The organism is Solirhodobacter sp. (assembly GCF_964715405.1).
Window position 1 is genome coordinate 16,295 of record NZ_CBAICG010000042.1, and the last position, 13,126, is coordinate 29,420.

The 13,126-nt window shown below is 68.7% G+C and carries 13 protein-coding genes; 11 read left to right on the forward strand and 2 right to left on the reverse strand.

The features are described from left to right. Positions 1–45: 45 nt before the first annotated feature. The 10 genes from AC11WY_RS15585 (at position 46) to AC11WY_RS15630 (ending at position 8,164) form a co-directional block, all read left to right on the forward strand. A complete protein-coding gene (locus AC11WY_RS15585; protein ID WP_482927137.1) occupies positions 46–372 on the forward strand; it encodes a hypothetical protein in 327 nt (108 codons plus the stop codon). 41 nt (positions 373–413) lie between these two features. Continuing rightward, positions 414–1,226 (forward strand): glutamate racemase, encoded by an 813-nt coding sequence (locus tag AC11WY_RS15590; RefSeq protein ID WP_482927139.1) that lies wholly within the window; start codon positions 414–416, stop codon positions 1,224–1,226. Positions 1,227–1,351: 125 nt separating this feature from the next. After that, complete coding sequence (locus AC11WY_RS15595; protein ID WP_482927141.1) at positions 1,352–2,005, forward strand: hypothetical protein; 654 nt, start codon at positions 1,352–1,354, stop codon at positions 2,003–2,005. Between the two features lie 48 nt (positions 2,006–2,053). Next, positions 2,054–3,079 (forward strand): N-acetyl-gamma-glutamyl-phosphate reductase, encoded by a 1,026-nt coding sequence (argC, locus tag AC11WY_RS15600; protein WP_482927143.1) that lies wholly within the window; start codon positions 2,054–2,056, stop codon positions 3,077–3,079. A 10-nt stretch (positions 3,080–3,089) separates the two neighbouring features. Continuing rightward, entirely contained in the window at positions 3,090–3,536 is a 447-nt protein-coding gene (gene ccmE / locus AC11WY_RS15605) for a cytochrome c maturation protein CcmE (protein ID WP_482927145.1), read from the forward strand. An 81-nt stretch (positions 3,537–3,617) separates the two neighbouring features. After that, positions 3,618–4,229 carry a holin-associated N-acetylmuramidase gene (locus AC11WY_RS15610; protein ID WP_482927147.1) on the forward strand — a complete coding sequence of 204 codons (612 nt, stop codon included), beginning with the start codon at positions 3,618–3,620 and terminating at the stop codon, positions 4,227–4,229. Next, positions 4,220–4,798, forward strand: coding sequence for a holin family protein (locus AC11WY_RS15615; protein WP_482927149.1), 579 nt, complete (start codon positions 4,220–4,222; stop codon positions 4,796–4,798). The genes AC11WY_RS15610 and AC11WY_RS15615 overlap by 10 nt, the downstream gene beginning before the upstream one ends. Before the next feature lie 91 nt (positions 4,799–4,889). Beyond that, entirely contained in the window at positions 4,890–6,863 is a 1,974-nt protein-coding gene (locus AC11WY_RS15620) for a heme lyase CcmF/NrfE family subunit (RefSeq protein WP_482927151.1), read from the forward strand. Continuing rightward, positions 6,860–7,315: a cytochrome c-type biogenesis protein gene (locus AC11WY_RS15625; RefSeq protein ID WP_482927153.1), complete on the forward strand. Its 456-nt coding sequence runs from the start codon at positions 6,860–6,862 to the stop codon at positions 7,313–7,315. Before AC11WY_RS15620 ends, AC11WY_RS15625 begins: the two co-directional genes overlap by 4 nt. A gap of 72 nt (positions 7,316–7,387) precedes the next feature. Next, the gene (locus AC11WY_RS15630; protein ID WP_482927155.1) at positions 7,388–8,164 is read left to right on the forward strand and encodes an enoyl-CoA hydratase-related protein; all 777 of its coding nucleotides are present in this window, start codon (positions 7,388–7,390) and stop codon (positions 8,162–8,164) included. A 286-nt stretch (positions 8,165–8,450) separates the two neighbouring features. Here the strand turns inward: AC11WY_RS15630 and gltA are convergent, their stop codons facing one another. After that, entirely contained in the window at positions 8,451–9,746 is a 1,296-nt protein-coding gene (gene gltA, locus AC11WY_RS15635; RefSeq protein WP_482927157.1) for a citrate synthase, read from the reverse strand. Between the two features lie 82 nt (positions 9,747–9,828). Next, a complete protein-coding gene (gltX, locus tag AC11WY_RS15640; RefSeq protein WP_482927159.1) occupies positions 9,829–11,262 on the reverse strand; it encodes a glutamate--tRNA ligase in 1,434 nt (477 codons plus the stop codon). 76 nt (positions 11,263–11,338) lie between these two features. Between gltX and AC11WY_RS15645 the strand changes: the two genes are divergently transcribed. After that, a partial coding sequence (locus AC11WY_RS15645; protein ID WP_482927161.1) for a ComEC/Rec2 family competence protein occupies positions 11,339–13,126 on the forward strand: 1,788 nt, incomplete at its 3' end.

Sequence of the window (13,126 nt, forward strand, 5' to 3'; positions counted from 1 at the left end):
GCAGTGAGCATTGCCGGGCTTTGCCCGGCTGAACCGGGGGCCTCCATGCGCAGTATTCACGCCTTCATTCCGCTTGCCTTTCTGCTGTCCGCGCCGCTCGCCTCGGCGCAGTCGCCGATGCCGGTCGGATACTGGACGACCGATGACGGCAGCGAAGAGATGACGATCTCGGACAGCGCGACCTGCGGTTTTGGCGCCAACGGCACCTATACGGTGGTGGGCGCGTGCAGTTGGGATCCGTCTGGCGCGGGCGGCATCCTGACGATCATGAACGCCAACCAGTATCAGCCCGCGCCGATCTACTACAACGTCATCTGGGTTGACGATCAGACGATCTCGGTGTTCGGCGACGTCTTCCATCGGCGCGGTTAGGCGACTATGCCCTGTATCCGGCGGAATGCGGGGGCAGGGCGATGGCGGTAGGGATATTCGACAGCGGACTGGGCGGGCTGACGGTGCTCGACGCCGTGGCGCGGCGGCTGCCCGACGTAGCGTTCGTCTACTACGGCGACAATGCCCACGCGCCCTACGGGGTGCGGACGCCCGACGACATTTTCAACCTGACCTGCGCCGGGGTGGAACGGCTTTGGGCCGAGGGCTGCGATCTGGTGATCCTGGCCTGCAACACCGCCAGTGCCGCCGCGCTGCGCCGGATGCAGGAAACCTGGGTGCCCGAGGGCAAACGCGTGCTGGGCGTCTTCGTGCCGCTGATCGAGGCGCTGACGGAACGGCAATGGGGCGACAACTCACCCCCGCGCGAGGTTGCGGTGAAGCATGTCGCGCTGTTTGCCACCCCCGCCACGGTGTCGAGCCGCGCCTTTCAGCGCGAACTGGCGTTCCGCGCGATCGGGGTGGATGTCGAGGCGCAGCCCTGCGGCGGCGTGGTCGATGCGATCGAGCAGGGCGACGAGATTCTGGCCGAGGCGCTGGTGCGCAGCCATGTCGAGGCGCTCAAGCGCAGGATGCCGCACCCCGAGGCCGCGATCCTGGGCTGCACGCATTACCCGCTGGTGCAGGCCGCCTTTCAGGAGGCTCTGGGGGCAGGGGTCAAGGTCTACTCGCAGGCCGATCTGGTGGCCGAGAGCCTGGCCGACTATCTGACGCGGCGGCCGGAGTTTCGCGGCACCGGAACCGGGGCGACGTTCCTGACCACCGGCGATCCGCGCGCGGTGTCGAGCAAGGCGACACAGTTCCTGCGGCGGTCGATCGTGTTCGAAGCGGCCTGATCCGGGGCGCCGACTGTCGTGGAAAAGCGGACGATTTCGCCGATTCATCCCAATTTCGGCTGAATTGCGCCACAGACGGCAGCCAGGTCTCGCCCCGGACGGATATGAAGGCGGCAGGAGCGGTCATGGCGGGCGTGGGACATCGGGCGTGGGGGGCGGGATGCGTGGCGGCGGTGGCGGCGATGCTGCTGGCCGGGGCCGTGCAGGCGGCGACGCTGTCGCCCGCCGATGTGGGCGGCGCCTACAGCGGAAACTTCGCCAGCCCGACCCAGATCGGCACCGGCTTCGACACCATCCTTGGCACTGCCACGGCGGGGCAGACCATCGAGCTGGAGCTGACCGGCCTGCCTGCCGGGGCGCAGACGCTGACGTTCACCTTCTCCACTCCGGCCGGCATCACGCCGCAAGGCCCCGCGAACGGCTGGAGCTATTACGGCACGGGCGGCTCGCTGCTGTATTCGGCTGGCAGCCCCTTCGCCTATGGCCCCTGGGGCGGCACCAATCTGGGCAGTTTCGGCGTGGCGAACAGCACGGCGGGCCAGATGTCGCAGACCCTGTCACTGGCGCTGGGGCCGACGTTCAGCGGGCCGCTTTACTTGGGGCTGAACATGACCTATGGCAACACCGCCATTGCCTATGCGATCGGCGTTCCGTCGAATGCCAGTGTCGTGGCGGCGATCTCGGCTCCGGCGCCGGTGCCGGTGCCACCGGGCGGGCGGCTGATCGCGGCGGCGCTTGGCGGGCTTTGGCTGATCCGCCGTCGTCGCGGCACGGCCTGACACAACCGCCCGCGCGGCCTGCGCCCCCGGGCCAGACTGGGGAGCATGATGACCCACCGCATCGCCATCCTTGGCGCCTCGGGCTATACCGGGGCCGAACTCGTGCGCCTGATCGCGACGCATCCGACGATGCGCATCGTCGCCCTGTCGGCGGATCGCAAGGCGGGCCTGGCGATGGCCGAGGTGTTCCCGCACCTGCGCCACCTTGACCTGCCCCGGCTGCAGACGATGGAAGAGATCGACTTTTCCGGCGTCGATCTGGCCTTCTGCGCGCTGCCGCACGGGCTGACGCATGGCTTCGTCAAGACGCTCGACCGCCGCGTGAAGGTGGTGGACCTGTCGGCCGATTTCCGGCTGCGCGACGCCGCTGCCTACCGCAAGTGGTATGGCATCGAGCATACCGCGATGGAGGTGCAGCCCGAGGTCGCCTACGGCCTGCCCGAGGTCTACCGCGATGCGATCCGCGCCGCGCGGATCACCGCCAACACCGGCTGCTATGTCGCCACCGCGCTGCTGCCGCTGATCCCGCTGCTGAAGGCGGCGGCGATCGCGCCCGACGGGCTGGTGATCGACGCCAAATCGGGGGTGTCGGGCGCGGGCCGGGCGCTGCGCGAGGGCAATCTTTATTGCGAGGTCAACGAGGGGTTCAGTGCCTATGGCGTGGCCCATCACCGCCACATGGGCGAGCTGGATCAGGAACTGAGCCTGGCCGCCGGGCAGCCGGTGCTGGCCAGCTTCACCCCGCATCTGGTGCCGATGAACCGCGGCATGATGGCCACCATCTATGCCGCGGGCGATGCCGAGCGGGTGCACGCGGTGCTGGCCGAAACCTATGCGGGCGAACGCTTCGTGCAGGTGCTGCCCCTTGGACAAACGCCCGCCACACAGCATGTCAAAGGCTCCAACCTGTGTCACATTGGCGTCGTGAAGGATCGCGGCGAGGGGCGTATCATCCTTGTCTCGGTGCTCGACAACATCATGAAGGGCGCCTCGGGGCAGGCGTTGCAATGCGCCAACATCATGCTGGGCGATGACGAGGCGGCCGGGTTGACCCTGTCGCCGATCTTTCCGTGAGGGGGCTGCGGTGAAGGGTCTGAAGAAAAAGCGGCGGGTGCAGATCATCATCGTCGCGGCGGTGGCGCTGGCGGTGTCGACCACGATGATCGGCTATGCGATGCGCGACGGCATCAACTATTTCCGCACGCCGACGCAGGTGATCGCGGGCGGTATCCCGCCGACCGAGGTGTTCCGCATCGGCGGGCTTGTCCTTCAGGGCAGCCTGGTGCGCGGGCAGGGGCAGACGATCAGCTTCACGGTGACGGATACGAAATCGACCGTGCCGGTGACCTATACCGGCGCGCTGCCGGACCTCTTTTCGGAAGGCACCGGGGTGGTGGCGACCGGGCGCTATGTCGACGGCACCTTCGAGGCGAGCGACATCCTGGCCAAGCATGACGCCAACTACATGCCGAAGGAAGTCATCGACGCGCTGAAAAAGCAGGGCGTCTATGTCGCGCCGGGGTCAAGCTGAGGCGACCCACCGAACGCTCCGGCCGCCGAATGTTAATCAAGTTTTAGCAACCTCTTCCGCAGGCAACATGCGGGGAAGGCCATGCAGTCGGTCGAAGATATCGCGCAGGAGATTGTCGCCCGCGAGGGCGGCTACGTCAACGACCCGGCCGATCCGGGCGGGGCGACGAACTACGGGGTCACGCTTGGCACGTTGCGCAAGCTGGGCATGGACCTCGACGGCGACGGGCAGGTGACGGCCGCCGACGTGCAACGGCTCAGCCGCGATCAGGCGGTGGAGATTTTCGTCACCGATTTCTACCGCGCGCCGCATCTCGACCGGCTGCCCGAGGTGGTGCAACCCTCGGTGTTCGACATGTATGTGAACGCGGGTTCGACCGCGATCACCCTGTTGCAGCGGCTGGTCAGCCAGATGGGCTTTGGCTGCACGGTCGATGGCGTGGTCGGGCCGCAGACCATCGGCGCGGTGCGCAACGCCGCCGCCGCGGCCCCCGGCCAGATCGGCGACGCTTACGGCATCGCCCGGCGCAACTACTACTACGCGCTCGCCGATGCCCGGCCCGCGATGCGCAAATACGCGCGCAGCCGCGATGGCGGCAAGGGCGGCTGGATCACGCGGGCCGAGACCTTCATCTCGGCGCGCTACCGGCTGACGCTGGCGCAACATCAGGAAAGGACGAAGGCATGGGGCTGATCGGCAACCTGATCGGGGTCGGTGATGCGGTCACGGCGGTGGGCAACACCGCGCAGGGGCTGGCCGAGGTCTTCACCCCCAACGCCACCCGGAAGATGGAGCTGTCGGCGCAGGCCTACGGCGCCGCTCTGTCCGAGGCGGGGACCGAGTTCCAGAGCGTCGGCACCGACCGGTTCGACCGCTTCGTGAACGGGCTGAACCGGCTGCCGCGGCCCTTGCTGGCGCTCGGCACGCTGGTGCTGTTTGGCTATGCGATGGCCGATCCGGCGGGGTTCTCGGTGCGCATGGCGGGGTTGGCGACGGTGCCCGAGCCGCTGTGGTGGCTGTTGGGGGCGATCGTCTCGTTCTACTTCGGCGCGCGCGAGGCGCATTATTTCCGCATGGACCGTGTCGCCGCGACGGGGGCGGCAACGGGGGCACCCACCGACACGCCGTCCGACCCGCAACCGGAGCCGCAGCCCGCGTCGCCGCCGCACCCCCCCTTGCCGCTGGCCACCAGCGCCGATGCCGCCGCGATTGCCGCCGACAACCCGGCGCTGGCGGAATGGCTCGCCCGGCAGAACCGCTGACCCGCGCGGCGCCCGCGATTGTGACGCGGGCGCCGCGACATTGGCGCACAGGACCATTGGCGGCCCCCGCGAAGCCGCCTATGATCCGGCCATGATTACAGAACTCGGACACTTCGCCCTCATCTTGGCCCTTGCGGTCGCCCTGATCCAGATGGTGGTGCCGCTGATCGGCGCCCAGAAGGGCTGGCCGGGCTGGATGGCGGTGGCCGATCCCGCCGCCACGACCCAGTTCATTCTGGTCGCGTTTTCCTTCCTCGCGCTGATGTGGGCCTTCGTCACCGACGATTTCAGCCTGCGCCTGGTGGTCGAGAATTCGCACACGCTGAAGCCGATGCTCTACAAGATCGCCGGAACCTGGGGCAACCACGAGGGCTCGATGCTCTTGTGGGTGCTGATCCTGTCGCTGTTCGGGGCGATGGCGTCGGTGTTCGGCGGCAACCTGCCGCCGCGCCTGCGGGCGCGGGTGCTGGCGGTGCAGGCCTCGATCGGCGTTGCGTTCTACCTCTTCATCCTGTTCACCTCGAACCCGTTCCTGCGCCTCGCCGTGCCGCCGCTGAACGGGCAGGGCATGAACCCGCTGCTGCAGGATCCCGGCCTCGCCTTCCACCCGCCGTTCCTCTACCTCGGCTATGTCGGGCTTTCGATGGCGTTCAGCTTTGCCGTCGCCGCGCTGATCGAGGGGCGGGTCGATGCCGCCTGGGCGCGCTGGGTGCGGCCCTGGACGCTGGCGGCCTGGGTGTTCCTGACCATCGGCATCGCGCTGGGCTCGTGGTGGTCCTACTATGTGCTCGGTTGGGGCGGGTTCTGGTTCTGGGATCCGGTCGAGAATGCCTCGCTGATGCCCTGGCTGTTCGCCTGCGCCCTCTTGCATTCCGCCATCGTGGTGGAAAAGCGTGAGGCGTTGAAAAGCTGGACGATCCTGCTGGCCATCCTCGCCTTCGGGTTCTCGCTGATCGGCACCTTCCTCGTGCGCTCGGGCGTCATCACCTCGGTGCATGCCTTCGCCAACGACCCCAAGCGGGGCGTGTTCATTCTGGTGATCCTCGGCATCTTCATGGGCGGCGCGCTGATGCTTTACGCGGCAAGGGCGGGGGCGATGGAGGCGAAAGGCGTCTTTTCCACCGTCAGCCGGGAAACCGCGCTGGTCTTGAACAACGTGCTGCTGGCGGTTTCGGCCTTCGTGGTCTTCATCGGCACGATCTGGCCGCTGGTGGCGGAACTGGCCTTCGACCGCAAGCTGTCGGTCGGTCCGCCGTTCTTCGACCTCGCCTTCCCGCCCTTCCTGATCACGATCGCGATCATCATGCCGTTCGGCACACTGATGCCGTGGAAACGCGGCAACCTTGGCCGGGCGGCGCGGCCGCTGCTGGCGGGGGCGGTGCTGGCGCTGGCGCTGGGCGCGCTGGCCTGGGCGATGCAGTCGGGGCGCTCGGCACTGGGGCCGATGGGGCTGGCGCTGGGCGCCTGGCTGGTGGCGGGGTCGGTGGTGGACCTGATGACGCGCACCGGGCGGGGCGCGATGGGAAACCGCCTTGGTCGCATCGCGCGCCTGCCGCGCGCCGACTGGGGCCGCGCCACGGCACACGCGGGCCTCGGCATCGCGATCTTCGGCATCTGTGGCGTGCTGGCCTGGCAGACCGAGGATATTCGTGTCGCCAAGATCGGCGACAGCTTCCCGGTCGGCGCCTATACGGTCACGCTGAATGCCGTGCGCAAGGCGCCGGGGCCGAACTACGAGGCCACCATCGCCGACATGACGGTGACGCGGGCGGGTGCCACGGTGGCGGTGCTGCACCCCGAGAAACGGTTCTACCCGATTGCCGGGATGCCGACGACCAACGCCGCGATCTCGCGCGGGGTGCTGCGCGACATCTATCTGGTGGTGGGCGATCCGCAGGACAGCGGCGGCTATGCGGTGCGCAGCTACATCAAGCCCTTCGCCGACTGGATCTGGATCGGCTGCCTGATCATGGCGGCGGGCGGCGTGCTCAGCCTGACCGACCGGCGCTATCGCATCGCCGTGGGCGCGCGCCGGGCAGCGTCGACGCAGGTGGCGGCGGAATGAGGCGGCTGGCCCTGATCCTGGCGCTGGTGCTGGCGCCGCTGGCGGTGCAGGCGGTGCAGCCCGACGAGATGCTGCAAGACCCGGCGCTGGAGGCGCGCGCCCGGACGATCTCGGCGGGGCTGCGCTGCCTCGTCTGCCGCAACGAATCGATCGACGATTCGGATGCCTCGCTGGCCCATGACCTGCGCGTGCTGGTGCGCCAGCGGCTGACGGCGGGCGACAGCGATGCGCAGGTGGTGCAGTATCTCGTCAGCCGCTACGGCGAGTTCGTGCTGCTGAAACCCACCACCGGCGGCGCCAACCTGATCCTCTGGCTCTCCGGCCCGGCGATGCTGGTGTTCGGGCTCGGCCTCGTCGGCCTTTACCTGCGGCGGCGCAAGGGGCAGGGCGAGACCGGCGCGCCGCTGAGCGCCGACGACGAGAGGCGGCTGGCGCAAATCCTGAAAGAGTGACGCGCCGTCGGGCTTTGCCGCGGCTGCCTTCGCGCCCTATGCTCGCCCCGAGACCGGACAGGAGACGCGGGCGTGACCGACCAGACCATGACCTATGAGCTTTCGGGCGGCGTCGGCGTGCTGACGCTGAACCGCCCCGAGGTGATGAACGCGCTGAATGCGCGGATGCGGGCCGAGATCACCGCCGCCGTGCTTGCCGCCCCGGCGGGCGGTGCCCGTGTGCTGGTGCTGACCGGGGCGGGGCGCGGGTTCTGCTCGGGGCAGGATCTGGCCGATGCCGGCGGCGGGCCGCTCGATCTCGAACGGGTGCTGCGCGAGGAATACGAACCGATGCTGCGCGCCATCGTCACCTGTCCGCTGCCGGTGATCGCCGCGGTGAATGGCGTGGCGGCGGGGGCGGGGGCGAACCTTGCGCTCGCCTGCGATGTGGTGATCGCGACGGAAAGCGCAAGCTTCGTGCAGGCGTTCAGCCGGATCGGCCTGATCCCCGATGCGGGCGGCACCTGGTTCCTGCCGCGTCAGGTCGGCCTTGCGCGGGCGATGGGGGCGATGCTGTTCGCCGAGCGCGTGCCCGCCCGGCAGGCCGCCGACTGGGGCATGATCTGGGAGGCGGTGGCCGACGACGCCTTCGCCGCGCACTGGCAGGCCCGTGCGGGCGCGCTGGCGCAGGGGCCGACGGCGGCCTATGGCCACCTCAAGGCGGCGCTGCGGGCGAGCCTGGCCAACGGGTTCGAGGATCAACTGGCGGTCGAGGCGCGGTTGCAGGCCGCGTGCGGGCGGACGGCGGACTTCGGCGAGGGGGTGGCGGCGTTCCTGGCGAAGCGACCCGCCCTGTTCGTCGGACGCTGAAGGGAGGGGGCCTTCTGCCCCCTCTGCCGCCCTTGGCGGCATTCACCCCCAAGGATATTTCAGGACCGAAAGAGTTGAGGGGCGCGCCGGATCTAGAAAACGGCCCGCCCCGGTGGGAGCGAGCCACCTCTTCCGGTCGCGGTCATCGGCGTCCCCGCCTGTACCGCCCGATCATCCTGTCAGGCAAGGGTTAACAAATCCTTGCGCCTTGCGGTCTGAAAATATCCTCGGGGGGGGCTGCGGCCCTGCCGCAGCCGGGGGCAGACCGCCCCCCGCCCGGTTTCCGCTAGCGTTTCGCGATGTCGATGTAATCGCGCTGGGTGGCGCCGACGTAAAGCTGGCGCGGGCGGCCGATCTTCTGGTCCTTTTCGGCGATCATCTCTTTCCATTGCGCGATCCAGCCGACCGTGCGCGACAGCGCGAAGATCGGGGTGAACATCGCGGTCGGGAAGCCCATCGCCTCGAGGATGATGCCCGAGTAGAAATCGACGTTGGGGTAGAGCTTCTTCGAGACGAAGTAGTCATCCTCGAGCGCGATCCGCTCCAGTTCCTTGGCGACCTTCAGCGTTTCGTTGTTGTGGATGCCCAGCAGGTTCAGCACCTCGTCGGCAGATTCCTTCATCACCTTGGCGCGCGGGTCGAAGTTCTTGTAGACCCGGTGGCCGAAGCCCATCAGGCGGAACGGGTCGTTCTTGTCCTTGGCGCGGGCGATGTATTCCGGAATGCGGTCCACGGTGCCGATCTCGCGCAGCATTTCGAGGCAGGCCTGGTTGGCGCCGCCGTGCGCGGGGCCCCAGAGGCAGGCGATGCCGGCCGCGATGCAGGCGAAGGGGTTGGCGCCCGACGAGCCCGCCAGCCGCACGGTGGAGGTCGAGGCGTTCTGCTCGTGGTCGGCGTGCAGCGTGAAGATGCGGTCCATCGCCTTCGCCAGCACCGGGTTCACATGATAGGGCTCGGCCGGCACCGAGAAGCACATGTGCAGGAAGTTGGCGGCATAGCTCAGATCGTTGCGCGGATAGACGAAGGGCTGGCCGATCGAATACTTGTAGGCCATCGCCGCGATCGTCGGCATCTTGGCGATCAGGCGAAGCGCCGCGACCTCGCGCTGCCAGGGGTCGGTGATGTCGAGGCTGTCGTGGTAGAAGGCCGACATCGCGCCGACGACGCCGACCATCGTCGCCATCGGGTGGCTGTCACGCCGGAAGCCACGAAAGAAGTAGTGCATCTGCTCGTGCACCATCGTGTGCATCGTCACGCGGACGACGAAATCGCGCAATTGCGGCTCGGTCGGCAACTCGCCGTAAAGCAGCAGGCTGCAAACCTCGAGGTAGCTCGACTTTTCGGCCAGTTGCTCGATCGGGTAGCCGCGGTAGAGCAGTTCGCCCTTGTCGCCGTCGATGTAGGTGATCGTCGACTCGCAGGCCGCGGTGGAGGTGAAGCCCGGATCGAAGGTGAACACGTCGCCCTCGGCATAGAGCTTGCGGATGTCGATCACATCCGGGCCCACGGTGGGCGAATACATCGGCAGCTCGATCTTGCGGTCGGCGAAGGTCAGCGTGGCGGTCATCTTGCTCTCAGGCATCTTCATCCCTCTCAATGAACGCCGTGGCGCGGACCTTGCGCGCGGCGGTGGACCAGACGATGCGGGGCAGGCTTCCGGTGCCTTACCCCGCCGCTTCGCTCAGCCGCGCGATGGTTTCATCGCGCCCCAGAACGAGCATCATGTCGAAGACGCTGGGGGAAACCGATCGCCCCGCAAGTGCCGCCCGAAGCGGCCCCGCGATCTTGCCAAGGCCCATGCCATGCGCCCCGGCCACCTCGGCGACGATCGCCTCCAGCCTGTCACGGCCCCAGCTAGCACTTTGCATCTGCGGCGTCAATTCTGTCAGTATACCACGGGATACCGCATCGAGCGCGCGGGTCGCGGCCTCGTCGCGGAAAACCGGGCGATCAGTCAGGATAAAATGCGCCTTTTCAATCAATTCCGTGAAGGTCTTCGCGCGATCCTTGAGGCAATACATGGCCCGCAGCAGACCCTCGCGTTGGGCTTGGGTCAGCGCCGGACGTGCGGCCGCGGCAAGATACGCCTCAATTTCCTGCAGCAGCGCGGCATCACCGGTGACGGCGATGTGCTGGCCGCAGAGGTTTTCCAGCTTCTTGAAGTCCAGCCGTGCCGGGGCGCGCCCGATCCCGGACAGATCGAACCAGGCCCTGGCCTGATCCGTGGTAAAGTATTCGTCATCGCCGTGGCTCCAGCCGAGGCGGGCGAGGTAGTTGCGCATCCCCGCCGCCGGGTAACCCATCGCCTGATAGTCCTCCAGCCCCACCGCGCCATGACGTTTCGACAGTTTCTTGCCGTCCGGGCCGTGGATCAGCGGGATATGCGCCCAGACCGGCACCGCCCATCCCATCGCGCGATAGACCATCGTCTGCCGCGCGGCGTTGTTCAGATGATCATCGCCCCGGATCACATGGGTGACGCCCATGTCATGGTCATCGACGACGACAGCCAGCATATAGGTCGGCGTACCATCCGAGCGTAAACAAACCATGTCGTCGAGCTGGTCATTGCGGAAGGTCACGGCGCCCTGCACGGCGTCCTGCACCACGGTCTCGCCATCGCGGGGCGCCTTCATGCGGATCACGAAGGGCGCGTCGGGAAGCGTCGCGGGGTCGGCGTCGCGCCACGGGCTGTGGAACAGGGTCGAGCGGCCCCCGGCCCGTGCGGCTTCGCGGAACACTTCGATTTCTTCCTGCGATGAAAAGCACTTGTAGGCCGATCCTCGCGCAAGCATTGCGCGCGCGACCTCGGCGTGGCGGTCCTTGCGGTCGAACTGGCTGACCGCATCGCCATCCCAGTCGAGCCCCAGCCAGATCAGCCCGCGCAGGATCGCCGCCGTTGCCTCGGGGGTGGACCGCTCGCGGTCGGTATCCTCGATCCTGAGCAGGAACCTGCCGCCCCGGCCACGCGCGTAGAGCCAGTTGAACAGCGCCGTGCGCGCCCCGCCGATGTGCAGATAGCCGGTCGGCGAGGGCGCGAATCGCGTCACCACGGGGCGATCGGACTCGCTGGAAAGGCCGCGATCGGCAGGACGCATGAGGATTAACCTTTCGGAAACCAGAACGGGGCTAGCCTTGGCGCTTGTCTAGGCAATCGGGTCGGAGAGGACAAGGGTGAGACGCCTGACGCATCCGCTCGACAGCCTCGCGGCGCAGCGGGGTGCGCTGTTCCCCTGGGTGCCGGTCTGTCTTGGCATCGGTATCGGCAGCTATTTTGCGCTGCCGGTGGAGCCGACCGGGCCGCAGGCCGGGGCGCTTGCCGCGCTGGCGCTGGCCACCGCCGTGCTCGGGCAGCGCGGGCCGGAGCGGTGGCAGCCGCTTGCCACGGCGGTGGCCCTCGTCGCGTTCGGCCTGGTGGCCGGGTTCCTGCGCGGCACGGCGGTGGCGGCGCCGGTGCTGCCGTTTTCCTACTACGGCCCGGTCGAGGGGCGCGTGCTGCGGGTGGACCGGTCAACCTCCGATCACATGCGCCTGACGCTCGACGCGGTGGTGCTGTCGCGGGTCAGTCCGGACGAGACGCCGACCCGTCTGCGCCTGTCGCTCGACGGGCCCGAACCCTCGCCGCCACCGGACCCCGGCACCCGGGTGATGACGACCGCCTTCCTCGGCCCGCCCGGTGGCCCGTCGGAACCGGGCGGCTTCGACTTCCAGCGCCGCGCCTGGTTTCAGCGCCTCGGCGCCATCGGCTACACGCGCCTGCCGGTGCTCGTCTCCGCCCCCGCCCGGCCGGGGCCGGGCACGCTGTTCTTCAACCGGTTGCAGCAGCGCATCTCGGTTTCGGTGCGGGCACAGATTCCGGGCGACGCGGGCGGCTTCGTCGCCGCGATCCTGACCAACGACATCTCGGGCCTCAGCCAGCAGCGGTTGCGCGCCCTGCGGGCCTCGAACCTCGCGCATGTGCTGTCGGTCTCGGGGCTCCACATCGCGCTGGTCACCGGCTTCGTCTTCTCGATGCTGCGCTACGGGCTGGCGCTGATCCCGGCGGTGGCGCTGCGGCTGCCGGTGAAGAAGATCGCCGCGGGCGCCGGGCTGCTGGCGGCGGCGTTCTACCTGCTGCTGTCCGGCTCCGAGGTGGCGACCGAACGATCGTTCGTGATGGCGGCCGTGGTGCTGACCGGCGTCATGCTCGACCGGCGCGCCTTCTCGCTGCGCTCGGTGGCGATCTCGGCGGTGATCGTGCTGATGCTGCAGCCCGACAGCGTGATCGACCCCGGGTTCCAGATGTCCTATGCGGCCACCATCGCGCTGGTCGCGACGTTCCAGGCGCTGCGGGGCCTGCGCGGGCGGCTTTGGCATCCTCCCCGCTGGCTGGGCGAACCGCTGACGCTGCTGCTCTCTTCGTTCGTCGCGGGGGCGGCGACGGCGCCGTTCGGTGCGGCCTACTTTGGCCGCATGTCGTCCTACGGGGTGCTGGCGAACATGCTGACGATGCCCGCGATGGGCATCGTGGTGATGCCCGGCGCGGTGATCGCGGCGATCCTGGCGCCGCTGGGGCTGGAGCATCCGGCGCTTTGGGCGACGGGCTGGGGCGCGCGCTGGGTGCTTGCGGTGTCGGATTGGGTCGCGGCCCTTGACGGCTCGGTGGTCCCGGTCGCGCAGCCGCCCGCGGTGGTGCTGCCGATGCTGGTGCTGGGGGCGCTGTGGGTGATCCTCTGGCAGGGGCGCGCCCGGCTGGCGGGGCTGCTGCCGGTCGCCGTCGCGCTGGCGCTCTGGTCCACGGCCGCACGGCCGCCGCTGCTGGTCGCCGAGTCGGGCGGCCTTGCCGGGCTGATGACGCCCGCCGGGCGGGCGCTGTCAAAGCCGACGGGCGACGGTTTCGCGGCCCGCGCCTGGTTGCAGGCCGATGCCGATGGCGCGTCCCCCGATGCGGTGGCGACCCGGACGGGGTTCGCGGGGCCGCGC

Bases quoted from the DNA above. Each gene is read 5' to 3' on its own strand.
- AC11WY_RS15595 (WP_482927141.1), top strand. From the start codon at position 1,352: ATGGCGGGCGTGGGACATCGGGCGTGGGGGGCGGGATGCGTGGCGGCG.
- AC11WY_RS15615 (WP_482927149.1), top strand. From the start codon at position 4,220: ATGGGGCTGATCGGCAACCTGATCGGGGTCGGTGATGCGGTCACGGCG.
- AC11WY_RS15620 (WP_482927151.1), top strand. From the start codon at position 4,890: ATGATTACAGAACTCGGACACTTCGCCCTCATCTTGGCCCTTGCGGTC.
- AC11WY_RS15610 (WP_482927147.1), top strand. From the start codon at position 3,618: ATGCAGTCGGTCGAAGATATCGCGCAGGAGATTGTCGCCCGCGAGGGC.
- gltA (WP_482927157.1), bottom strand. From the start codon at position 9,746: ATGCCTGAGAGCAAGATGACCGCCACGCTGACCTTCGCCGACCGCAAG.
- gltX (WP_482927159.1), bottom strand. From the start codon at position 11,262: ATGCGTCCTGCCGATCGCGGCCTTTCCAGCGAGTCCGATCGCCCCGTG.
- AC11WY_RS15585 (WP_482927137.1), top strand. From the start codon at position 46: ATGCGCAGTATTCACGCCTTCATTCCGCTTGCCTTTCTGCTGTCCGCG.
- AC11WY_RS15590 (WP_482927139.1), top strand. From the start codon at position 414: ATGGCGGTAGGGATATTCGACAGCGGACTGGGCGGGCTGACGGTGCTC.
- argC (WP_482927143.1), top strand. From the start codon at position 2,054: ATGACCCACCGCATCGCCATCCTTGGCGCCTCGGGCTATACCGGGGCC.
- AC11WY_RS15625 (WP_482927153.1), top strand. From the start codon at position 6,860: ATGAGGCGGCTGGCCCTGATCCTGGCGCTGGTGCTGGCGCCGCTGGCG.